Below are 21,375 nucleotides of genomic sequence, written 5' to 3'. Positions count from 1 at the left end.
GGTTCTGACCTGACCGTCAGCGGGCAAGCCCGGTCCACACACGGAGCCGGGTAATTGTTCGCGCAAGTTAGTGAAACTCTTCACAAAGTAGCCGCACGGAGCCGACCAGAGGCTCCATCTACTAAGGAGTGGACGCATGGACTGGCGCCACCGAGCTGCCTGCCGTGACGTGGACCCCGAGTTGTTCTTCCCGATCGGCAACACCGGCCCCGCACTCATGCAGATCGAAGAGGCCAAGCAGGTCTGTCGTTCCTGCCCGGCCGTCGAATCGTGCCTGAAGTGGGCGCTGGAGTCCGGCCAGGACGCCGGTGTCTGGGGCGGTCTGAGCGAGGACGAGCGCCGCGCGCTCAAGCGCCGCTCCGCGCGCACCCGCGCCCGCCTCACGGCCTGACCCAGCCGCACGACCCAACCGCACAACCCGCACGACCCAGCCGAACGACCCGGCCACGAGCCGGCACGGCCCGCCTCGGCGTGGGCCGGATCCCCGATCCACCGACCGACCGCCGACCTGTAGCGGCCGGCCCTCTCCCCCGATGTACGGCGGCCCCGCGCGTGCGGCGCCGTCAGCCGGACGGGAGCGGGATCGACAGCACGACCTCCGTGCCGCCTTCCAGGCGCGGCTCAATGGTGAGCCGCCCGGACAGCTCTCCCTCCACCAGCGTGCGCACGATCTGCAGCCCCAGACTGGTCGAACTGTCGAGGTCGAAGCCGCTGGGCAGGCCGAGCCCGTCGTCCCAGACGGTCACGGTGAGCCGCTCAGCCGTGGGTTCCGCCACCACCTCCAGCCGTTTGGGCCGCCCATGCTGCAACGCGTTCTGCAACAGCTCGGTCAGCGCCATCGCCAGCGGCGTGGCGATGAGCGAGGGCAGCACGCCGAACACCCCCACCCGCCGGGGCGTGACGGCCACCTCGGGCGACGACACCTCACCGGCCATGGCGAACACACGGTCGGCGATCTCGTCGAAGTCCACGAACTCCTCGGGCGCGTGAGACAGGGTCTCGTGCACGATGGCGATCGAGCCCACCCGGCGGACCGCCTCCTCGAGCGCCTCGCGGCCCTCGGGCACCTGCAGCCGCCTGGCCTGCAGCCTGAGCAGGGCGGCGACGGTCTGCAGGTTGTTCTTGACCCGGTGGTGGATCTCGCGGATCGTGGCGTCCTTCGTCATCAGCTCGCGCTCGCGCCTGCGCAGCTCGGTCACGTCCCTGATGAGCACCAGCGCGCCGATCCGGCCGCCGCCGACGATCAGCGGGATGGCTCTGAGCTGCACGATCGTGCCGCCGGACTCGACCTCGGTCTCCTTGGCCGCGCGGCCGCTGGCCACGATCATGAGGTCTTCGTTGATCGGCTCGTCCGAATAGCACAGCGCGGCGGTGACCCGGCCCAGCTCTGCGCCGACCAGGTCGGCGTGCAGGCCGAGCCGCCGGTACGCCGACAGCGCGTTGGGGGAGGCGTACGTCACCCGGCCGGCCCGGTCGAGTCTGAGCAGCCCGTCGCCGACGCGGGGCGAGCGCACCAGGATCGGCTCCTCGCCGGAGAACGGGAAGCGCCCCTCGGCCACCATCTGCGCCAGGTCGGAGGCGCTCTGCAGGTAGGTCAGCTCCAGCCTGGACGGCGTGCGGGCCGAGGACAGGTTGGTGGAGCGCTGGATGACCGCGAGGAAGCGGGCCTCGCCGCCCTCGACCGCCCGGCGCACGGGGATCGTCTCCTCCCTGACGGGGACGCCGGTGGACCAGTCGGGATCGCCCTCACGGCAGATGCGCCGCTCGTTCCAGGCCGTGTCGATGAGGTGGCGCTCGCCCTTGGCGGCCACGCTGCCGACGATGTCGTCGTGGTAGACGGTGGGGCCGGTCGTAGGGCGCATCTGGGCGATCGCGATCCAGCCGTTCTCGCCCAGCAGCGGCGCCCACAGGACGAGGTCGGCGAAGGACAGGTCGGCCAGCAGCTGCCAGTCGGAGACCAGCGAGTGCAACCAGTCGAGATCCGCCTCGTCGAGCGCGGTGTGGCGGGCTACGAGGTCGCTGAGAGTCGGCACGACTGCATCATGCGTGCTTTTCCCCGCAACAACCAAACCGGCCCGCGCATGACCCCCTCTGACCTGCGCCGACGGAATCGTACGGCGCCGCACAACGGCTCACTCGCATGTTGAGCGCTGATACGGCACTGTCCCACCTAGCTGGACTTTTCCCGAAATCTCATACTGTGAGAACCATCACACCGCCGATGCCGTCCCGCATCCGGGACGTGACTCTGAGCGGCGAGCCGGAGGTGATCCACACGGTCAGGTGGCCGAGCCGCGACACGACGGGCGAACCCGCCTCGGTTGCGATCGCGCAGGCTGCTGTGGATATCCTTCACCATCAACCTGAGCTGCCCGGATCCGCGCGTGCCCGCACCCGTACGCGCACGGCGCCGGTCGGCTGTGCAAGCCCGCGGTTGACCACTCGGGCCAAAGTGAGTTCCGATGATCTCGCGGTGATCAGACACGCCCTCACCGCCGTGGCAGAAGTGAAGGTGAGAGCGTGAGCGACGACAGCCCCCGCGTACCGAAGTACTACGACGTGAAACGGGCCCTGCTCGAACTCACCAAGACCCTCCCTCCCGGCACGGCGCTGCCGCCGGAGCGCACGCTCGCCGTCCGGTTCGAGACCTCGCGCACCACGGTGCGGCAGGCGCTGACCGAGCTCGTGGTCGAGGGGCGGCTGCTGCGCATCCAGGGCAAGGGAACCTTCGTGGCGCAGCCCAAGGTCGCGCAGGTGCTGCAGCTGACGTCGTACATCGGGGATCTGCGCACGGCCGGCCTGGAGCCGGACACGAAGATACTGGAGATCGGCTACCTCACCGCGGACGAGGCGCTGGCGCGCCGGCTGGCCATCAACCCTGGCGGGCGCGTGCTGCGCATCCACCGGCTCAGGCTCGCCAACGGCGAGCCCGTCTCGATCGACACGACCCACCTGTCCGCGCGCCGCTTCCCCCGGCTGCGGCGCGAGCTGGAGGTGCACGCGTCCCTGTACGAGACGCTGCACAACGCCTACAACGTACGGCTGACGGACGCCGAGGAGATCATCGAGACCGTCCTGGCCACCCCCTACGACGCCAAGGCGCTGGGTGTGGACGTGGGCCTGCCGATGCTGCTGCTCACCCGCCACGCCTTCGACGCCGACGGCAACCCCGTCGAATGGGCCCAGTCGCTCTACCGCGGCGACCGCTACAAGTTCGTCACCCGCCTTCGCCGTCCCTGACCGATCATGCTCCTACGCTGGGAACATGAGCATCATCGTGGTCACGGGCACCGGCACGGGCGTGGGCAAGACCGTGGTCGCGGCCGCGCTGGCCGCTCTGACGCGGGCCCGCGGGTCAGCGGCGGCCGTGGTCAAACCCGCCCAGACCGGAGCGGCGGCCGGCGCACCCGGTGACGTGGACGAGGTGATCCGGCTCTCCGGGATCAGCACCACGTTCGAGCTCGGCCGCTTTCCCTGCGCGCTCCCGCCCGCGGCGGCGGCCCGCGTCGCGGGGACCCCGCCGGTGTCGCTCGACGGGGCCGCCGAGCTGGTGCGCGAGCTGGCCGACAGCAACCGCCTGGTGGTCGTCGAGGGCACCGGCGGGCTGCTGGAGCGCTACGACGACGACGGCGCCACCGTGGCCGACCTGGCCCGTACGCTGCGGGCGCAGGTGCTGGTCGTGGTGCGCGTGGGCGGCGACACCGTGGGCCACACCGCGCTCACCCTGGAGGCGCTCGCGCACCGGGGGCTCGATCTGGCCGGAATCGTCATCGGGAGCTGGCCCGGCACGCCGGGGACGGCCGAGCGCAGCAGCGTGGCCGACCTGGAGATGCTGGCCGCGCGTCCGCTGGCGGGGGCACTGCGGGAGGGGGCCGGCGGGCTGGGTGACCGGCAGGCGTTCGCCGAGGCGGCCCGCGAGGGGCTGGGCGCCACGCTCGGCGGCGCGTTCGACCCGGCGGAGTTCAGGGCGCGTTACAGCCTTTGACGCCCCAGGCCCCAGGCCCCAGGCCCACCGACCCACCGACCCACCGACCCACCGACGATGGTGGGGCTAACCCCACCATGGACCAGCACACCAGGCCCATTTCCCGTCCGCGCCCCCGGTCAATACCGTTGACGACATGAAAGTCCCCCGCCCGTGGTCGGCGCGGGCGTGGCTCGACACGGCCCACGTGATGATCGGCTTGCCGGTCGGCGTGCTGCTCGGCGGGCTGACGCTCATCCTGGCCCCGGTCCCGCCCGTGCTGAAGCGGGCCGTGCCGGTGTTCACCGGCGTGCAGCGCTCCAGGTTCGACGCCTTCCAGCGCGCGCACATCCCGCCCGTGCGCTCCCCCGGGAGCTGGCGCAGCCCGGCCACGTGGCGGCAGATCGGCTACCACCTGCTGTCGCCGTTCGTGAGCCTGGCGGGGGCGTTCCTGGTGGCGGTGGTGTGGGGCGGCGCGATCGTGGGGCTCCTGGCGTTCCTGCCGGCGAAGGTGCAGCGGCCGCCGCTGGAGTTCCTCTTCGACCTCAGGGACAACCGGGTCGTGGTCGTCTTCATGCTGATCGGGGCCGCCCTGCTGCTGCTCGCCCCGGTGCTGGCGCGCGGCATGGCGGCGTTGGACCTGTCGGTCGCCCGTACGCTGCTCGGCCCGAGCCGGTCCGAGCTGGGGCAGCGGATCGAGACGCTGACCGAGAGCCGGGCCGGCGTCATCGACGCGGCCGACGCCGAGCGGCGCAGGATCGAGCGCGACCTGCACGACGGCGCCCAGCAGCGGCTGGTCTCCCTGGCCATGAACCTGGGCCTGGCCAGGGCCACCCTGACCGACCTGCCCGAGCCGGCCCGCGAGGCCATCGAGCAGGCCCACGAGGAGGCCAAGCAGGCGCTCAAGGAGCTGCGCGACTTCGTCCGCGGCCTGCATCCCGCCGTGCTCAACGACCAGGGCCTGGACGCGGCGCTGTCCGGCGTCGCCGCCCGCGCCCCCTTCCCCGTCAAGCTCCGCGTCGACATCGAGCGGCGGACCACTCCGACGATCGAGGCGGTGGCGTTCTTCACCGTGTCGGAGGCACTGACCAACATCGCCAAGCACGCGGCGGCCACGCGGGCCGAGGTGAGCGTGCGGCGCGAGCGTGACCGGCTGCACGTGCTCGTCTACGACGACGGGTGCGGCGGGGCCAGAATGGAGGGCGGCACCGGGCTGCGCGGCCTGGCCCAGCGGATCGACTCCGTCGACGGGTCGCTGCGCCTGTCCAGCCCGCTGGGCGGACCGACGACGATCGAGGTGGACTTGCCGTGCGAGTAGTGCTGGCCGAGGATTCCGTGCTGCTGCGCGAGGGCCTGATCCGGCTCCTCGACGCCGCCGGCATGGAGGTGGTCTCGGCCGTGGACGATGCCGAGGGGCTGCTGAGAGCGGCCGAGGAGCACCGGCCCGAGCTGGTCGTCACCGACGTCAGGATGCCGCCCACACACACCGACGAGGGCCTGCGGGCCGCGCTTGTGCTGCGCCGCCAGCAGCCGAAGCTGGCCGTCCTGGTGCTCTCTCAATACGTCGAGGAGCGCTACGCGGCCCAGTTGCTCGCCTCGGCCGCGACCGGCGGCGTGGGCTACCTGCTCAAGGACCGGGTGGCCGACGTGGCCGACTTCATCGACGCGCTGCGCAGGGTCGCCTCGGGCGGCACCGCGCTCGATCCAGAGGTCGTGGCCCAGCTCCTGCTGCGCGGCAACAGCGACCCGCTCGAACGCCTGACGCCGAGGGAGCACGAGGTGCTCAAGCTGATGGCCGAGGGCCGCTCCAACGCCGGCATCGGGCAGGCCCTGGTGCTCAGCGAGGGCGCCGTGGGCAAGCACATCGGCAACATCTTCACCAAGCTCGACCTTCCGCCCGCCGAGGGCGATCACCGGCGTGTCCTGGCGGTGCTGCAGTTCCTCAAGATCAGGAGCCTGCCGTGAGAGCCGCGTGGCTGGCCGGCGGCGCCGTGGCGACCGTGATCGCGCTGATGATCTCCACGATCGGCATCTGGGACGGGTTCGCCAGAGCCAGGATGCCGACCGACTTCACCAGCAGGTCCATCCCGTTCGAGGACGGCCAGGTGCACATCAGGACCGGCCGGGGCCAGGTCAACCTGGACGTCGTGGCGGGCCAGGCGGGCGAGCTGCGGATCGATCGGGAGCTGCACTGGTCGCGCGAACGGCCGACGGTCACGGAAGACTGGGACGCTGAGACGGCCACGCTGCGGCTCGACGCCGCCTGCCCCGGCTCCGACCAGCCGGACGGCCCGCTGTGCCTGGCCAACTACCGGCTGTCGGTGCCGCCGGAGACCGACCTGGAGGCCCGTACGGTCGGCGGCCTGCTCTCGGTCGACGAGCTGTTCTCCGACATCCGCGTGACCTCGGTGTCCGGCGACGTCCGCCTCACCGCCATCTCCGGCGACGTCTGGGCCAGGACCGGCACGGGCGACGTCGACGGCGCCGGACTGTCGGGCAACACCGCCGACGTGGAGGTCGGCTCTGGCGACGTGAAGCTGCTGTTCACCGCCGTGCCGTCGAGCGTCAAGGCCGTGGTGCGGACGAGCGGCGACGTCGCCCTCGACGTGCCGGGGGGCGTCTACGACGTGAAGGCGACCGGCGTCAACACCACGGTCGGCGTCAGGCGGAGCGCCACCTCCTCGAAGAAGATCGTCGCCGGCACGACCGACGGCATGGTGAGCGTCTGCTGCCGGCGATGATCCCCGCGGTGATCCCAGCGGTGATCCCCGCGATGATCTACGCGTCGCCGAAGGTCTGTTTACTCTTGTGACTCATTGGTAAGTTCCCCGGCATGGAGTCTGCGAAGCACGCCGGTGACGCCGCCGTCGCCGTGTCCAAGGCCTATGGCGTCGAGACCATGTTCACCCTGTCGGGAGGGCACGTCTTCCCCCTCTACGACGGCGCGGTGCACGAGGAGATGCGCATCCTCGACGTACGCCACGAGCAGAGCGCGGTGTTCGCCGCCGAGGCGACGGCCCGGCTGACCAGGAGACCCGGTCTGGCCGTGCTGACCGCCGGCCCCGGCATCACCAACGGCGTCAGCGGTGTCGCGACCGCCCACTTCAACGGCTCGCCCGTGGTCGTGCTCGGCGGCCGGGCGCCGCAGTCCCGCTGGGGCAGCGGCGCGCTGCAGGAGATGGACCACCCGCCGCTGCTCGGCCCGATCACCAAGCTGGCGTTCACGGCGTCCGACGCCGAGTCCGTCGGCCAGGAGGTCGAGGTGGCCTTCCGCACGGCGACCGCGCCGCACCGGGGCCCGGTCTTCCTCGACGTCTACATGGACCACCTGTTCTCGCCGTCGCCGCTCCACGAGGTGCGCACGCAGAGCCCCTCGCCGCTCGAACCCGACCCCGACTCCCTGGCGAGCATCGCGCGCCTGCTGGCCGAGGCCGAGCGGCCGGTGCTCGTCTACGGCTCCGACGTGTGGATGGACCGCGCCGAGGAGGCCGCCCGCGACTTCGCCGAGACCTGGCGGCTGCCGGTCATCCCCAACGGCCAGGGCCGCGGCATCCTGCCCTCAGGGCACGAGCTGCTCGTCACCAGGGCCCGCGGCCTGGCCTTCGCCCAGGCCGACCTGGTCATCGTGGTCGGCACGCCGCTCGACTTCCGGCTCGGCTACGGCTGGTTCGGCGGCAAGGAGGGCGCGCCGCTGGCCAGGGTGGTGCACATCGCCGACGCGCCCTCGCAGCTGACCACCCACATGCAGCCGGCCGCCTCCGCCGCCGGCGACCTGTCGGTGGTCTTCTGGAGCCTCGGAACGGCCTGCGGCGAGGCCGGGGTCAAGCCCGACGCGTACGCCTCGTGGGTGTCGAAGCTGTCCGAGAGCGCCGCCGCGGCCATCGCCAGCGACGCCGAGCTGCTCGCGGCCGACACCGACCCGATCCACCCCATGCGGATCTACGGCGAGCTGGGCAAGGTCCTGGCCGACGACGCCGTGGTGATCGGCGACGGCGGCGACTTCGTCTCCTACGCCGGCAAGTACGTCGAGCCGAAGCAGCCGGGCAACTGGCTCGACCCGGGCCCCTACGGCTGCCTCGGCACCGGCCTCGGCTACTCCATCGCCGCCCGCCTGGCCAGGCCGTCCTCGCAGGTGGTGCTGCTGCTCGGCGACGGCGCGGCCGGCTTCTCGCTGATGGACGTCGACACCCTCGTCCGCCACCGGCTCCCCGTCGTGATGATCTGCGGCAACAACGGCATGTGGGGCCTGGAGAAGCACCCCATGCAGATGCTGTACGGCTACGACGTCGCGGCCGAGCTGCAGCCGCAGTGCCGCTACGACCAGGTCGTGACGGCCCTCGGCGGCGGGGGCGAGCTGGTCACCAAGCCGTCGGAGATCGGCCCCGCCCTGCGCCGGGCGTTCGACTCTGGCCTGCCGTACATGGTGAACATCGCCACCGACCCGCAGGTCGCCTACCCCCGCAACACGACGGGGGTCTGAGCGCGCTACTTCGCGGTGGGCGTCTTCGTCGGCGTCGGGGTGGAGGTCTCCGGCGGCTCGTCCTCGGGGCAGGCGCTGTCGACGAGGAGGATCACGACCGTCTTGCCCTCCTCCAGCTTCACTCCGGCGTTCGGCGTGGTCTTCTGGATCCTGCCGCAGCGCCGGCCGTCGACGGTGGTGGTGCGGTCGTCGGTCTTCGACTGGAAGCCCGCCGCCTCGATCATGCTCTGCGCCTCCAGGAAGCGCCTGCCGACCACGTCCGGCACCAGGATCGTCTTGACCGTCGTCGTGGGAGTGGGCGACTTGGAGGGGGACGGGCTGGTCGTCGGCGACTTGGTGGCCGTCTTCGTCGGCGTCCTGGTCGGCCTGTCGAGCGTCGGCGTTCGCGTCGGCACCCTGGTCGGCTTGTCGGGCGTCGGCGTGGGCTCGGGATCCTTGGTGGGGGTCCTGCTGGGCTTGGGCGACCTGGTGCTGGGCTTCGGGTTGGCGATGTCGATGGTGCTGACGGTCGGCTCGGGCAGCCCCATGTTGGTGATGCCGGTCAGGGCCACGGCGGTGGCGCCGGCGCCGAGCACGACTGCCGCGGTGATGCCCGCGATCAGCCCGGTCCTGCGTGAGCCCTTGACCGCCGCGCGCCTGCTTCCCCCGCGCCGCTGGCTCAGGGTGGTGTCCTCGTGGGCCATCCTGACGCCGGTCTGGTAGGCCGGGTCCCCCTGCTGCTGCTGGTGGTGGTGCTGCTGCTGCTGATAGCCGTCGCGGGGCTGCGCCATGGTGGCGCCGGTGGCCGGCGGGGCGGCCGGCAGGTCGGGGACGGCGGGCATCTGCCCGTTGGCGATGGCGCGGGCGGCTTCGCTCATCGCTCTGGCGCTCGGGTAACGCCTGGTCGGATCCTTCGACAGAGCGATCTCCACCAGGTTGCGCACCTGCGGAGGGATGTCCTGCGGCAGCGGCGGCGGAGCCTCGCGGATGTGCTTCAGCGCGATCGTGACCGCACTTTCGCCGTCGAACGGGCGCTGACCCACCAGGCACTCGTACGCGACCACGCCGAGCGCGTAGATGTCGACGGCGGGCGTCACGGGCGCGCCCTCGGCCTGCTCGGGAGCGCAGTAGGCGGCGGTGCCGAGCACCATGCCGGCGTCCGTGAGCCGGTTGGCGACGTCGGAGCGCGCGATGCCGAAGTCGGTGAGCACGAGCGTGCCGTCGCGCTGCACGAGCAGGTTGCCCGGCTTGACGTCGCGGTGCACGATGCCCTGGTCGTGGACGGCCTGGAGCGCCGAGGCGGCCTGCGCGATCAGCTCCATGGCCGGTTGCGGCGGGATGCGGCCCAGCCGGCCGAGCAGCCGGTCGAGCGGCTCCCCGTCGACGAACTTCATCACCAGGTAGACGGTGTCGCCGCTGACGCCGTAGTCGTAGACGTCGACCACGCCGGAGTGGTTGATCGTGGCCATCGCCCGCGCCTCCCCCTGGAAGCGAGCGACGAACCCGGGGTCCTCCATACGGCCTGGGAGCAGCACTTTGACGGCGACGGTGCGGGCGAGCACGATGTCCTCGCCTCGCCACACCTCGCCCATGCCACCGGCGCCGATGCGGGTATCCAGTCGATACCGCCCCGCCAGCGTCGTCCCTTGGGCCACCATGATTCCCCCGCTACCCCCCTACGTCCGAAACCTCTCCCACCCCGCCGTTCTCAACAAAGCGAACTTGTGTCGCGGTGAGGTAACACAGTGGTCACGGAACTCAGAGAGTGTACGACTCACCTGTCCCACATGCCACTTAAATGCCTCAAGCCGTACAAAGCCTATCCTGGGGCCTTAGTGCCACACTTGTCCGCGTTTCCGGTAAGTCGACACCCCCGGATCCGACGGCCCGCACCCCTCGCCACCATAGGGTGATCCCATGACGCTCGTTCCCGGCCTGCGTGCCCAGCTGCTCATCATGGTCGAGATGGAGGACACCGCCAAGAAGCTCGGCAGCGGCGACGTGCCCGTGCTGGCCACGCCCCGGCTGCTCGCGCTGGCCGAGGCGGCCACCATGCGCGCGATCGAGCGGCACCTCGCCCCGGGCGAGACGTCCGTCGGCACCCGGGTCGAGCTTGAGCACACCGCCGCCAGCCCGCTCGGCACCCACGTCCAGGTCGGCGTGGAGCTCACGGAGGTCGACGGCCGGCGGCTGGTCTTCGCCATCGAGGCCCACGACCGGCGAACCGTCGTCGGCAAGGGCACGATCGAACGCGTCGTGGTCGACCGCGCCAGGTTCATGGCCCGCGCTACTCGATGACGGCGATCAGGTCGCCCTCCTGGATGACATCGCCCTCCGCCACCTTGAGCTGCGCCACCACACCGTCGTCCTCGGCGATCACCGGGATCTCCATCTTCATGGACTCCAGGATGACCAGCGTGTCGCCGTCGGAGACGGTGTCGCCCTCCTTGACGACGACCTTCCACACGTTCGCCACCATCTCAGCGCGTACCTCAGCCACCGGGACTCCCCTTCTTCGCGTGCTTCAACGGTCTCATGCGGTCTAGGCGCGCATCCGCGCGACCAGACCGGTGTCGTAGTCGCCGGTGGCGAACTCCGCGTTCTCCAGCAGTTCGGCGCAGAACGGCAGGTTGTTCTTCGGCCCCTCCACCGTGAACTCCGCCACAGCCTTGCGGCCCAGCTCCAGCGCCTCGGCCCGGTCGGAGCCGTAGACGCAGAGCTTGGCCATCAGCGGATCGTAGAACGGCGTGACGGCGTTGCCCGCCACGTAGCCCGAGTCGACCCGCACCCCGTCGCCGGACGGCTCGTCCCAGGCCGTGATCGTGCCCGGCCCCGGGAAGAACCGCTTCGGGTCCTCAGCGTAGACCCGGAACTCGATCGCGTGCCCACGGGGCTCCGGCCGCACCTCGGGGCTCTCCCCCGCGGCGACCCGCAACTGCAGCTCGACCAGGTCGAGCCCGGTGACCAGCTCGGTGACCGGGTGCTCCACCTGCAGCCTGGTGTTCATCTCCAGGAACACGAAGTCCTGCTTGTCGGCGTCGACCAGGCACTCGACCGTGCCCGCGCCCAGGTAGCCGACGGCCTCGCCGACGCGTACGGCGGCGGCCAGCATGCGCTCGCGCAGCTCAGGGGTGATGCCGGGCGAAGGGGACTCCTCGACGACCTTCTGGTGGCGGCGCTGCACCGAGCAGTCACGCTCGCCCAGCGCCACGACCCGGCCGCCGGGAAGGCCGAGGATCTGCACCTCGACGTGGCGGGCCCGCTCGATGTAGCGCTCAAGCAGCACGGCGGGGCCGTCCAGCGCGTCGCCGGAGAAGCGCGCCGCCGCCCTGGCCGCCTGCTCGTACGCCTTCTGCAGCCCGTCGTCGTCGTGCGCCACGCTCATCCCGATGCCACCGCCGCCGCCCGCGGTCTTGACCATGACCGGGTAGCCGATGTTCTCGGCGGCCTTCAGCGCCAGCGACAGATCGGTGACCGGCTCGCGGGTGCCCGCGGCGACCGGCACGCCGGCGGCCTCCATCAGGTTCCTGGCGTTGATCTTGTCGCCCATCTTGTCGATGGCCTCGGGCGCCGGCCCGATCCAGACCATCCCGGCGTCGATCACGGCCCTGGCGAACGCGGCGTTCTCGGCGAGGAAGCCGTAACCGGGGTGGATCGCCTTCGCGCCGGTCGCGCGGGCCGCCTCCAGCACCTTCGCGACGTCGAGATAGCTCTGCGCGGGACTGGCCGGGCCGATCAGCACGGCCTCATCGGCCTCACACACGAACGGCAGGTCGGCGTCGGCCTCGGAGTGAACCGCGATGGCCCGCAGGCCCAGCCGCTTGACCGTACGGATGATCCGCCGCGCGATCTCCCCTCGGTTGGCGATCAGAACGGATCCGAGCGTCTCATTAAGCACGCCGACCAGCCTATGGCCGCCGGAGGCCTGACCCCTTTCCCCCGAAACCACCGATCCGGCGAGTTCGATCTGTAGAAACCCTACAAAGGTGAGCGTCCGTGAACACGACTGTCGCCCCCCGGACTGTAGGACAGGAACGCGCCCCAGGAATGCGCCCATCGCGGCGCCGGGCAAGGGCGCCCGGAATGTCCGGGCGTTGTGCGTCTCGAACTTACGCGATACGACGCGTACGGTCTCAGACGCGGCCGCGGTCGATCACCCGGGCGAGCGCCTCGACCGCATGAGAATCGTACGCGCTGCCGGACGACAACCGGATCCGCTCCAGCGCCGCACCCCCGCGGTCGCGGTCGGTCGACGGCCCCACCAGGTCGTCGTAGGCGTTGGCCACCCGGATAATCCGGCTCGACAGCGGCGGGTCGTCGCTGATCGGGTCGCACTGCCGGCTGACCACCTCGGCCACCCGGTCCAGCACCCCGGTCTGCCTGATCACCTCGGCGCCCAGCTCGGCGATGCGGCGCGCCTGCTCGGGATCGGTCAGCACGGTCGCGCCGCCCGGGATCGGGTCGCGCAGCGAGAGCTGGCCGATGTCGTGCATGAGCGCGGCGTACTCGAGTTCGAGCAGCTCGGGCTCGGCCATGCCCAGCTCTCTGCCGATGGCCACGGCCAGGCGGCTCACCCGGCGCGAGTGCCCGGGCTCGACGTAGCCGCCGACCTCGGTCACCCGCGACAGGGCGCGCACGGTCTGCAGGTAGGTGGCCCTGATGCCGGCGTATTTACGGAAGGCCACCTGCGTGACCAGCAGCGGCGCGGCGAACACCAGCAGCGCCACCAGGTCCATGCTGTGCGTGGCCAGCGCCAGCAGCACGCCGGAGGAGGCCACCGCGGCCCCCAGCGGGAAGGCCATGTTGAGTTCGTCGCGCACGGCCACCCTGAACGCCGTGCGCACCTGCTCGGCCCGCAGCATCGCGGCGATCAGCACGTCGATCAGCAGGGTGACCGCGATGAGCGACACCATCACCGCGAGCGCCGGCCACCACGTGCTGGTCGGCGGCTTGGTCAGCTCGTAGAGGGTGCCGGCCAGCGGCCGGAAGGCGAAGGCGAGCAGCGAGCCGGTGAGCAGCCGCCTGGCCATCGCGTCGAGGCGCGGCGGCCGGCCCACCGCCAGGTGCGGCAGCGCCCCCGCGACCATGCCGACCGCGATCACGGCGACGACCTGCAACGCGGGGTGGGTGAGCGGGTTCTGGCTGAGGTCGAGCAGCAGCGTGTAGCCGAGCGCGGCGGCGGCGCCGATCGGCGCCACCTCCCTGTTGCCCGGCATGGTGAGCCTGGCCAGCTCGCCGACGGCGATGAGCGCTCCGAACCCGACCGCGATCTGCGGGCGCTGCAGCCCGACGGCCGCGGTGTAGGTGACGCCGGCCAGCGCGACGATGCCCGCCGCGCAGATGAGCAGCAGCTGCCCGGAGTCGAGCCGGCGCAGGACCGTGTTCCTGGATCGTTCGGTACGCCTGACGCGCTCTGTGGTGATCATGGCCCGGTCACGACCTGGATGGGCATGGTCGGGTCGTCGTGGTCCTTGATCGGCGTCTCGGCGGCCTCGGGCGGCGGCGGGTCGACCCGGCGCGGCGGCTGCCACGGCTCGCGTTCGAGCGCCCTGATGAAGGCCGCCACCATCACCGGGTCGAAGTGGGTGCCCGCGCTCTTGCGCAGCTCGTCCACGGCCACGGGCACCGGCCGCGCGCCCCGGTAGGAGCGGTCGGAGGTCATCGAGTCGAACGCGTCGGCCACCGCGATCACCTTGGCGAACTCGGGGATCTCGTCACCGGCCAGCCCCATCGGGTAGCCGGTGCCGTCGTGGCGCTCGTGGTGGTGCATGATCCCGGCGTAGGCCTCGTCGAGGAAGCCGATGCCGCGCACGATCTCCAGCCCGCGCATCGGATGGAGCTGGATCGCGGCGAACTCCTCCTCGGTCAGCGGCCCGTCCTTCTGCAGCACCTTGGTGGGCACGCCGAGCTTGCCGACGTCGTGCAGCATGCCCGCGTAGCGGATGGCGCGCACCCGTTCGAGCCCCATGCCGATCTCTTGAGCGATCATGGAGGAGGCGTGCGAGACGCGCGTGCAGTGGCCCCTGGTGTAGTAGTCCTTCGTCTCCACGGCCTGGCAGAGCGCCGCGATCGTGGCGTCGTAGGAGCGCTGCTGGGCGTGATACTGGCCGAACGCCCACCGCGCCACGAACAGCGGCAGCAGCACCAGCACCGCCGAGATCGACGCCACGGTGGCCCACAGCCCGGCCACGAGCAGCCCGAACGTCCCGTATCCGAGATAGGACAGCAGGAACTGGGCCATGCCCCGCACCGGCATCTCGGTGGCCCGCACATGGGTGGCCAGCCCGATCATGGTGAGTGTGAGCGCGATGTTGAGCGGCACGAAGACGGCGGTCGCCGCGGCGTACGGGCCGATGAGGTCGTCGAACGCGTTGACCTCGGGCACCCCCACCCGGCCGTCCAGCGCCTCGTAGACCCGCCCGGCGACGTAGCCGCAGATGGCGAACTGGGCCCCGTTGAACAGCCGCTTGACCAGCGGCAGCCCCGGCCGGACGCTGAAGAGCGCGGTGAAGCCGACCAGCGCGGCGCCTTCCGGCCCGATCAGCACCACGGCCGCCAGCGAGGCCGAGAAGCTGACCGACACCGCGAACTGCTCCACGTTGAGCAGCGTCGGCATCGACTCGCACACCAGGAACAGCAGGGCGAGCACCAGGAGGATGTCGAGATCCTCCACGGCCACGGGCGTGCCGGAGACGAGCACGCTGCGTCCGATGAGAGCGGCCGCCGCACCGATCACGGCGACCAGATAGACCCTTGCGGGCCACGGCAGTTCACGCATTGCGGCCCCCCACGGTGTTCAGGTCCAGGACACCCCAGGAGCCACCGCTCCGCCGACCACCATGATCACCGGGGTGATCAGCACGATGGCCGTGAGCAGCCGGGCGACCATAACCTTCATCATCCCCATGCCTCCACGTCGACTTGTGGGGTTCACGCTACAGAAGTCGGCGTGGGCGCAAGGGCGGAGTCGGAAATCGCAAGCAAAGCGTAATCATGCCACTACTTCACGCGACGATTCGCGGCCCATTCGACTGTTTTCTTCACCCCGGTCGGCAGGTCGGTGCGTGGCTGCCAGCGCAGCCCGTCGTGGGCCGGCACCGGATCGACCGCCATCGCCGGCAGATCGCCGGGACGCGGCGGCGCGAAGCCCGGTTTGTCCTGGGCGCCGGCCGCGTCGGCGATGAGGGAGTGCAGGCGGCGGTCGGTGGTCTGGATGCCGGTGCCGAGGTTGAACCTGCGCCCGTTGCCCTCCGCGCCGCACGCCCTGACGAAGCCGTCGACCACGTCGTCGATGAAGACGTAGTCGCGGGTCTGGGTGCCGTCGCCGTAGAGGACCGTGGGCGTGCCGTTGAGCAGCGCGTCGGTGAAGATCGCCACCACACCCGCCTCGCCTTCGGGCGACTGCCGCGGGCCGTAGACGTTGGACAGCACCAGCGTGGTGTATTCGAGGCCGTAAAGAGCGCGGAACGTGGCCAGGTAGATCTCGCCGCTGAGCTTCGAGGCCGCGTACGGCGACCGCGGGTCGGTCGCGGCGTCGGCCGGCACCGGAATGGTGGCGGGCCGCCCGTAGACGGCCACGGACGAGGCGAACACCACCTTGCGCGTGCGCCCCTCGTGGGCCGCGGTCAGCACCGCCGCGATGCCCTCGACGTTGAGCCTGGCGTCGTGCACCGGATCGGCCACGCTCTTGCGCACGCTGATCTGCGCGGCCAGGTGACAGACCACCTCAGGCTGCAGCTCGGTCGCCAGCGCGACCAGCGCGGGATCGCGGATGTCCATCTCGTGCAGCGTGAAGCGGTCGTGCGCCGCCGCACCGGCCAGGTTTTCCCTCTTGCCGGTGGACAGGTCGTCGACCACGTGCACCTCGTGCTCGTCCGCGAGCAGACGATCGACGAGATTCGACCCGATGAACCCGGCACCCCCGGTGACCAACACGCGCATGGGGTGAATCTTAGTCGGCCAGCTCCGAACGCACCTGCTCGATGCGGGCCAGCACCTTGGAGCGCAGGTCCGAGGGAACGGGGTCGCAGCCGCAGTGTTTGGCCACCAGCGCCTTGACCGCCTTGTCCAGGTCGTATTCCTTCAGGCACGGGCTGCACTCGTCGAGATGAACCCGGATGTCGGCCACGTCACCCTCGGTCAGCTCGCCGTCGAGATAGGCGTAGACCTTGTCGAGCACCTCACGACAGTCGGTGTCGTGCGCGTTGCCACAGCTCATTTCGATCCCTCCGCCGGGACCAGGCCACGCCCGCGAGCGTAATCCTCAAGGAGGCCCCGCAGCTGCCTGCGTCCCCTGTGCAACCTCGACATCACGGTCCCGATGGGGGTCCCCATGATGTCGGCGATCTCCTTATAGGGGAAGCCTTCGACGTCGGCCAGGTAGACCGCGATCCTGAACTCCTCGGGCAGAGCCGCCAGAGCCTGCTTGATGTCGCCGTCGGGGAGGTGTTCGAGCGCCTCCACCTCGGCCGACTTCAGGCCGCTCGACGTGTGCGACTCGGCCCTGGCGAGCTGCCAGTCCTCGATCTCCTCCGTGCCCGACTGCTTCGGCTCCCGCTGCTTCTTGCGGTAGCTGTTGATGAAGGTGTTGGTCAGGATCCGGTAGAGCCACGCCTTGAGATTCGTGCCCTGCTGGAACTGGTGGAAAGAAGCGAACGCCTTGGCGAAGGTCTCCTGCAGCAGGTCCTCCGCGTCCGCGGGATTTCGGGTCATCCGGAGCGCGGCGGAGTAGAGCTGCTCGAGATACGGCATGACGTCGCGCTCGAATCGCTCGCTTCGCTGCTCCAGCGTCTCCGCGCCTGTCGCGGGCACCGGACCCACCCCCCTAAGATCACCGGTGGCCGGCTGTGGCGGAACACCGTACTCAGGGGAGGATACCCGCTGGCCCGCGACCAGTCGGTCAGTGGGCCGGGGTTCGACCAATGTGAGCATGCTCGTCGCAACACGCCCGCGCCCTTGTCTGTTCCCGCAAGATAGAAGGTACGAAGGACCCGGTGCGGGGAACGTCATACGTACCGGCTGGTAGCCCTTTTTCCGGAACCCAGGAGTCGCGTGTGCTGCCCATTCCGGCCGAGGAACTGAACGGCTCAGGGACGCTCGGGCCGTACTGGACCTTCTACCGTGCCGTAGCCGCCGAACAACTCAACCGATGGCTCCCCGCCGACCCCTCCGTGATCCTCGACCTCTCCGGCGGCCGCGGGCGCTGGTCCGGCCAGGCCGCCAGGGCCGGACACCGGGTGATCGAGGTGCTCGACTTCCGCAGGACCCTTGACGGCTCCCGGCTGCGCGACGCCGACCGGGTCCGCCACGTACGCGCCGACGACCTGTCCTTCCTGCCCGACGCGAGCGTGGACGCGGTGCTCGCGGAGGAGCGGGTGATGTCGATCGAGCTGATGGCCGAGTCCGCGATGAGCGACGTGGCCCGCGTGCTGCGTCCCGGCGGGCGGGCACTCGTGTGCGTCGACTCGCTGGTGCTAGGCATGGCGATCCTGGCAGAGCAGGGGCAGTGGCAGCACCTGCGGCAGACCGGCGAGGTCATGCTGGTGCCCTGGCCCGACGGCAGCATCACGCGCTGCTTCAGCAGCGGGCAGCTGCGTGAGCTGCTGGTGGGGGCCGGGCTCGAAGTGGAGTGGATGCGGCCACGCACGGTGCTGTCGCCGTCGACGGTCGACCACGTGCTCGGGTCGGACTCGCGCGCGCTCAACTACCTGGTGCGCACGGAGCTCGACGCCCATCCCGACGACGACGACACGGTCGGCATCCACCTGGTGGCCAGCGCCCGCAAGACCTGACGCCCGACGACGAACGCCGTGCCGCCGTTCTTCGTGTCCGGCGGCTCGCGCTTCGTGCGGGGGCGGTTCGCGTGCCCTCGGCGACGACCTCTGTGGTCAGCGGCGGCGTTCCCGCTTTCCCTGGCACTGCACGCAGCGCGCGGCTTCAGGGCGGGCCTCCAGGCGGCCCTCCGGCACCTGTAGGGCGCAGTCGACGCATCTGCCGTACACCCCCTCCTCGACGCGCTTGATGGCCTCGACGACCGCCTGCCGCTGCGCGGTGGCCACGGTCAGCATGGCCTGGGCGCGGTCGTTGTCGGTCAGGTCCGAGCCGGCGTCCGCCGCGGAGTATTCGCGTACGGCGACGGGGTCGCCCCGCAGGACCCCAATCGAGCGGTCCAGCTCCACGAGCATGTCTTCCAGCCGCTCACGAGCGGTCGTGACGTCCACGAATCCGCACCTCCGGGTGAATAAGGGCAACCCGCGGCTAGGACTCCCCGGATGTCCCGCCCGGCGCAATTAGGGGGCATTTTGGCGGTGACTCCGAGTAAACGGATGCATCGCTTTCCTCACCGGATGCCCACTTATCGCGCCTCTTACACCTTTAGAAAAGCGCGGTTTCCTCCTCCTCGGGTAGCGGTTTGATGAGGTCGGGGCCATTGTTCCGGACGTTGTTCACATCCGTGGAGACCGCGTACGCGGTGAGCCGCCCCGACTCGGCCGGCACCAGCAGCCCGGCGGCCTGGGAGGTGTCGGTGAGCTTGGGGTCGAGCCACTCGGACCAGCGCTCGCGCTCGATCATCATCGGCATCCTGTCGTGGATGCGGCCGAGCTGGTCCTCCGCGTCCGTGGTGATGACGGTGCAGGTGACGAGCCACTTGAGCGGGTCGTCGTCCTCGCGCGAGGGGTCCTTCCAGAACTCGTACAGGCCCGCCATCGCCAGCACCCCGCCGTCTGCGGGATGGATGAAGTACGGCTGTTTCTTCTTCTTTTCTCCCTCGACGGGCATCCACTCGAAGTAGCCGTCCGCCGGCAGCAGGCATCTGCGCTTGGCGAACGCCTGCCGGAACGACGGCTTCTCCGCCAGCGTCTCGGCCCTGGCGTTGATCAGCCGCGAGCCGATCGACGGGTCCTTGGCCCAGGCCGGCACCAGGCCCCACTTCACCACCCTGAGCTGCCGCACCGCCCGCTCGGCCTCCTTGGGCACCCGGCTCAGGACGGCGTAGACGTTCTTGGTCGGGGCGACGTTGTAGTCGGCGCCGAGCTCCTTGTCGGGCTCGGCGTCCTGCTCGACCTCGAACTCCTCAAGCAGCTCGTGCTTCTTACGCGCCGACGCGTATCTACCGCACATGTCCCCACACTGCCATGTCCGGCTTTCGATCGCATGTTTGGGCACGCGCACCCGACACGCCAGGACGAGACCCACCCGACACGCCCGGACCAGGCCCACCCGACACGCCAGCGCCAAGTCCACCCGATATGGAGGCGACGTCCATCCGACATGCCGAGGGACGCGGCCATCCACAGGCCGCAACAGTGCGACAGTCGTTATCCACAGGCTGTGACCCCCGCCCCGCCACGGCCAGTACTCTTTGACCATGCCCGCTCCGCACTGGCCCGCACCGGTGGCGACCGCTCCGGTCACCGCCACCGTCCCGCTGCCCGGCTCCAAGTCGGTGACCAACCGCGCGCTCCTCCTCGCGGCCCTCGCCGACGGCCCGGGCATCGTGCGCCAGGCGCTGCGCAGCCGCGACGCGGACCTCATGGCGTCGGCGCTGCGCTCGTTGGGCACGACCCTGATCCCGACCGAGGAGAGCGCGGCGGGGGTCGACTGGCAGGTGGCCCCAGGCCCCATCCGCGGCGGCGCCCACGTCGACGTCGGCCTGGCGGGCACGGTCATGCGCTTCGTGCCGCCGATGGCCGCGCTCGCCGACGGCCCCGTCTCGTTCGACGGCGACCCACATGCCCGCAAGCGCCCGATGGGCCCCATCCTCGACGCCCTGCGCGCGCTCGGCGCACGCATCGACAACGACGCCCTGCCGTTCACGATCAGCGGTCCGCTGACGGGCGGGGAGGTCGTGCTCGACGCGTCCGGCTCGTCCCAGTTCGTCTCGGGCCTGCTGCTGACGGCGGCCCGGTTCGAGAAGGGCGTCGAGATCCGCCACGTGGGCCCGCCGGTCCCCTCGCAGCCCCACATCGAGATGACCGTCGAGATGCTCAGGGCGGTCGGCGTGGCGGTCGACGACAGCGAGCCCGACGTGTGGCGGGTGGCGCCCGGCCCGATCGCGGCCAGAGACATGACGGTGGAGCCCGACCTGTCCAACGCGGCCCCGTTCCTGGCGGCGGCCCTGGTTACGGGTGGCACGGTGACGATCCCCGGCTGGCCCCTCACCACCACGCAGGCAGGCGACGCCCTCCGCGACCTGCTCACCCAGATGGGCGCCGAGGTCACCCGCTCCGCCGGCTCCCCGGCCGACTCCTCCGCCACGGATGCGGCTTCGTCCAGGACGAGTGCGCCGGCGGCCACCGGCTCCGGCGTCACCGATCTGGTGGTCAGAGGGACGGGCGTGATCACCGGCATCGACACCGACCTGCACGAGGTGGGCGAGCTGACCCCGACGATCGCCGCCCTCGCCGCACTGGCGACCACGCCCAGCCGCATCCGGGGCGTCAGCCACCTGCGCGGCCACGAGACCGACCGGCTGGCCGCACTCGCCACCGAGATCAACCGCCTCGGCGGTGACGCGGAGGAGACCGAGGACGGCCTGATCATCCGCCCCCGCCCGCTGCACGGCGGCACCTTCCACAGCTACGCCGACCACCGCATGGCCACGGCCGGCGCGGTGATCGGCCTGGCCGTGCCCGGCGTCGAGGTGGAGAACATCGCGACGACCGCCAAGACCCTGCCGGAGTTCGTCCAGATGTGGACGGCGATGCTGGACGCCCGATGAACACCGCTCACATACGCCCGACCAGGGCCGACACTCGCCGGCCCGCGAGCGCTGGTTTTACCTTGGACACGCCGGGCACAGCGGAAGAGGGCGGCGGCGCGTGAGACGGCGCTGCCCGCATGACGATGAACAGACGCACCAGCACGACACCGCCACCCGCCCAGCCCCAGCTGGCACCCACCACGGCACCACCAGCCCCACCAAACGCCACACCAGCACCATCAGCTCCAC

21 protein-coding genes are annotated in these 21,375 nt (G+C 70.8%); 10 read left to right on the top strand and 11 right to left on the bottom strand.

Annotation, left to right across the window (positions count from 1 at the left end; genetic code table 11):
- The first annotated feature begins 136 nt into the window (after nucleotides 1-136).
- A complete protein-coding gene (locus AB0C27_RS55390) occupies nucleotides 137-391 on the top strand; it encodes a WhiB family transcriptional regulator (protein WP_346110349.1) in 255 nt (84 codons plus the stop codon).
- Nucleotides 392-563: 172 nt separating this feature from the next.
- On the opposite strand, the gene AB0C27_RS55385 is transcribed toward AB0C27_RS55390, so the two are convergent.
- The gene (locus tag AB0C27_RS55385) at nucleotides 564-2,033 is read right to left on the bottom strand and encodes a histidine kinase N-terminal domain-containing protein (RefSeq protein ID WP_346110350.1); all 1,470 of its coding nucleotides are present in this window, start codon (nucleotides 2,031-2,033) and stop codon (nucleotides 564-566) included.
- A 487-nt stretch (nucleotides 2,034-2,520) separates the two neighbouring features.
- On the opposite strand from AB0C27_RS55385, the gene AB0C27_RS55380 reads away from it, so the two are divergent.
- The 6 genes from AB0C27_RS55380 to AB0C27_RS55355 all read left to right on the top strand — a co-directional run bounded on the left by AB0C27_RS55380 (nucleotide 2,521) and on the right by AB0C27_RS55355 (nucleotide 8,444).
- Nucleotides 2,521-3,240, top strand: coding sequence for a GntR family transcriptional regulator (locus tag AB0C27_RS55380; protein ID WP_346110351.1), 720 nt, complete (start codon nucleotides 2,521-2,523; stop codon nucleotides 3,238-3,240).
- Between the two features lie 25 nt (nucleotides 3,241-3,265).
- Nucleotides 3,266-3,985 carry a dethiobiotin synthase gene (gene bioD, locus AB0C27_RS55375; RefSeq protein WP_357863257.1) on the top strand — a complete coding sequence of 240 codons (720 nt, stop codon included), beginning with the start codon at nucleotides 3,266-3,268 and terminating at the stop codon, nucleotides 3,983-3,985.
- Between the two features lie 136 nt (nucleotides 3,986-4,121).
- Nucleotides 4,122-5,282 carry a sensor histidine kinase gene (locus AB0C27_RS55370; protein WP_346110353.1) on the top strand — a complete coding sequence of 387 codons (1,161 nt, stop codon included), beginning with the start codon at nucleotides 4,122-4,124 and terminating at the stop codon, nucleotides 5,280-5,282.
- The gene (locus tag AB0C27_RS55365) at nucleotides 5,273-5,929 is read left to right on the top strand and encodes a response regulator transcription factor (protein ID WP_357863253.1); all 657 of its coding nucleotides are present in this window, start codon (nucleotides 5,273-5,275) and stop codon (nucleotides 5,927-5,929) included. Before AB0C27_RS55370 ends, AB0C27_RS55365 begins: the two co-directional genes overlap by 10 nt.
- Entirely contained in the window at nucleotides 5,926-6,705 is a 780-nt protein-coding gene (locus AB0C27_RS55360; protein WP_357863250.1) for a DUF4097 family beta strand repeat-containing protein, read from the top strand. Before AB0C27_RS55365 ends, AB0C27_RS55360 begins: the two co-directional genes overlap by 4 nt.
- 92 nt (nucleotides 6,706-6,797) lie before the next feature.
- The gene (locus AB0C27_RS55355) at nucleotides 6,798-8,444 is read left to right on the top strand and encodes an acetolactate synthase (protein WP_357863247.1); all 1,647 of its coding nucleotides are present in this window, start codon (nucleotides 6,798-6,800) and stop codon (nucleotides 8,442-8,444) included.
- Between the two features lie 5 nt (nucleotides 8,445-8,449).
- On the opposite strand, the gene AB0C27_RS55350 is transcribed toward AB0C27_RS55355, so the two are convergent.
- Nucleotides 8,450-10,081 (bottom strand): protein kinase, encoded by a 1,632-nt coding sequence (locus AB0C27_RS55350; protein ID WP_357863244.1) that lies wholly within the window; start codon nucleotides 10,079-10,081, stop codon nucleotides 8,450-8,452.
- Nucleotides 10,082-10,340: 259 nt separating this feature from the next.
- Here AB0C27_RS55350 and AB0C27_RS55345 point away from each other — a divergent pair, with 259 nt between their 5' ends.
- A complete protein-coding gene (locus AB0C27_RS55345) occupies nucleotides 10,341-10,721 on the top strand; it encodes a thioesterase family protein (protein WP_357863242.1) in 381 nt (126 codons plus the stop codon).
- On the opposite strand, the gene AB0C27_RS55340 is transcribed toward AB0C27_RS55345, so the two are convergent.
- The 7 genes from AB0C27_RS55340 to AB0C27_RS55310 all read right to left on the bottom strand — a co-directional run bounded on the left by AB0C27_RS55340 (nucleotide 10,711) and on the right by AB0C27_RS55310 (nucleotide 17,243).
- Nucleotides 10,711-10,923, bottom strand: coding sequence for a biotin/lipoyl-binding carrier protein (locus tag AB0C27_RS55340; protein WP_345389604.1), 213 nt, complete (start codon nucleotides 10,921-10,923; stop codon nucleotides 10,711-10,713). The two genes, AB0C27_RS55345 and AB0C27_RS55340, sit on opposite strands and share 11 nt — an antisense overlap.
- A 42-nt stretch (nucleotides 10,924-10,965) precedes the next feature.
- Nucleotides 10,966-12,321, bottom strand: coding sequence for a biotin carboxylase N-terminal domain-containing protein (locus AB0C27_RS55335; RefSeq protein ID WP_357863239.1), 1,356 nt, complete (start codon nucleotides 12,319-12,321; stop codon nucleotides 10,966-10,968).
- A 235-nt stretch (nucleotides 12,322-12,556) separates the two neighbouring features.
- Complete coding sequence (locus AB0C27_RS55330; protein ID WP_357863237.1) at nucleotides 12,557-13,849, bottom strand: HD domain-containing phosphohydrolase; 1,293 nt, start codon at nucleotides 13,847-13,849, stop codon at nucleotides 12,557-12,559.
- Nucleotides 13,846-15,201, bottom strand: a complete 1,356-nt coding sequence (locus tag AB0C27_RS55325; RefSeq protein ID WP_357863234.1) for an HD-GYP domain-containing protein — start codon at nucleotides 15,199-15,201, stop codon at nucleotides 13,846-13,848. Before AB0C27_RS55325 ends, AB0C27_RS55330 begins: the two co-directional genes overlap by 4 nt.
- A gap of 221 nt (nucleotides 15,202-15,422) precedes the next feature.
- Nucleotides 15,423-16,364, bottom strand: coding sequence for an NAD-dependent epimerase/dehydratase family protein (locus AB0C27_RS55320; RefSeq protein WP_357863231.1), 942 nt, complete (start codon nucleotides 16,362-16,364; stop codon nucleotides 15,423-15,425).
- 10 nt (nucleotides 16,365-16,374) lie between these two features.
- On the bottom strand, nucleotides 16,375-16,641 hold the full coding sequence (gene rsrA / locus AB0C27_RS55315; RefSeq protein ID WP_346110363.1) for a mycothiol system anti-sigma-R factor: 267 nt from the start codon (nucleotides 16,639-16,641) through the stop codon (nucleotides 16,375-16,377).
- Nucleotides 16,638-17,243, bottom strand: a complete 606-nt coding sequence (locus AB0C27_RS55310; protein ID WP_345565875.1) for a sigma-70 family RNA polymerase sigma factor — start codon at nucleotides 17,241-17,243, stop codon at nucleotides 16,638-16,640. Before AB0C27_RS55310 ends, rsrA begins: the two co-directional genes overlap by 4 nt.
- Before the next feature lie 233 nt (nucleotides 17,244-17,476).
- On the opposite strand from AB0C27_RS55310, the gene AB0C27_RS55305 reads away from it, so the two are divergent.
- Complete coding sequence (locus tag AB0C27_RS55305) at nucleotides 17,477-18,214, top strand: methyltransferase domain-containing protein (protein ID WP_326635444.1); 738 nt, start codon at nucleotides 17,477-17,479, stop codon at nucleotides 18,212-18,214.
- Between the two features lie 96 nt (nucleotides 18,215-18,310).
- Here AB0C27_RS55305 and AB0C27_RS55300 read toward each other — a convergent pair whose 3' ends face one another.
- Nucleotides 18,311-18,643, bottom strand: a complete 333-nt coding sequence (locus AB0C27_RS55300) for a TraR/DksA C4-type zinc finger protein (protein WP_357863227.1) — start codon at nucleotides 18,641-18,643, stop codon at nucleotides 18,311-18,313.
- Between the two features lie 154 nt (nucleotides 18,644-18,797).
- Nucleotides 18,798-19,544 (bottom strand): SOS response-associated peptidase, encoded by a 747-nt coding sequence (locus AB0C27_RS55295; protein ID WP_357863224.1) that lies wholly within the window; start codon nucleotides 19,542-19,544, stop codon nucleotides 18,798-18,800.
- A 247-nt stretch (nucleotides 19,545-19,791) separates the two neighbouring features.
- Between AB0C27_RS55295 and aroA the strand changes: the two genes are divergently transcribed.
- A complete protein-coding gene (gene aroA / locus AB0C27_RS55290; RefSeq protein WP_357863221.1) occupies nucleotides 19,792-21,144 on the top strand; it encodes a 3-phosphoshikimate 1-carboxyvinyltransferase in 1,353 nt (450 codons plus the stop codon).
- Nucleotides 21,145-21,375 lie beyond the last annotated feature (231 nt).

It is taken from the genome of Nonomuraea sp. NPDC048882 (assembly GCF_040649755.1).
In the GTDB taxonomy this organism is placed as follows: Bacteria; Actinomycetota; Actinomycetes; order Streptosporangiales; family Streptosporangiaceae; genus Nonomuraea; species Nonomuraea maheshkhaliensis.
This window is presented reverse-complemented; position numbering and strand designations above follow the sequence as displayed.

Excerpts from the sequence above, each read along its gene's own strand:
- AB0C27_RS55295 (WP_357863224.1), bottom strand. The coding sequence starts at position 19,544 with ATGTGCGGTAGATACGCGTCGGCGCGTAAGAAGCACGAGCTGCTTGAG.
- AB0C27_RS55370 (WP_346110353.1), top strand. The coding sequence starts at position 4,122 with ATGAAAGTCCCCCGCCCGTGGTCGGCGCGGGCGTGGCTCGACACGGCC.
- AB0C27_RS55325 (WP_357863234.1), bottom strand. The coding sequence starts at position 15,201 with ATGCGTGAACTGCCGTGGCCCGCAAGGGTCTATCTGGTCGCCGTGATC.
- aroA (WP_357863221.1), top strand. The coding sequence starts at position 19,792 with ATGCCCGCTCCGCACTGGCCCGCACCGGTGGCGACCGCTCCGGTCACC.
- rsrA (WP_346110363.1), bottom strand. The coding sequence starts at position 16,641 with ATGAGCTGTGGCAACGCGCACGACACCGACTGTCGTGAGGTGCTCGAC.
- AB0C27_RS55330 (WP_357863237.1), bottom strand. The coding sequence starts at position 13,849 with ATGATCACCACAGAGCGCGTCAGGCGTACCGAACGATCCAGGAACACG.
- AB0C27_RS55355 (WP_357863247.1), top strand. The coding sequence starts at position 6,798 with ATGGAGTCTGCGAAGCACGCCGGTGACGCCGCCGTCGCCGTGTCCAAG.
- AB0C27_RS55345 (WP_357863242.1), top strand. The coding sequence starts at position 10,341 with ATGACGCTCGTTCCCGGCCTGCGTGCCCAGCTGCTCATCATGGTCGAG.
- AB0C27_RS55390 (WP_346110349.1), top strand. The coding sequence starts at position 137 with ATGGACTGGCGCCACCGAGCTGCCTGCCGTGACGTGGACCCCGAGTTG.
- AB0C27_RS55350 (WP_357863244.1), bottom strand. The coding sequence starts at position 10,081 with ATGGTGGCCCAAGGGACGACGCTGGCGGGGCGGTATCGACTGGATACC.
- AB0C27_RS55320 (WP_357863231.1), bottom strand. The coding sequence starts at position 16,364 with ATGCGCGTGTTGGTCACCGGGGGTGCCGGGTTCATCGGGTCGAATCTC.
- bioD (WP_357863257.1), top strand. The coding sequence starts at position 3,266 with ATGAGCATCATCGTGGTCACGGGCACCGGCACGGGCGTGGGCAAGACC.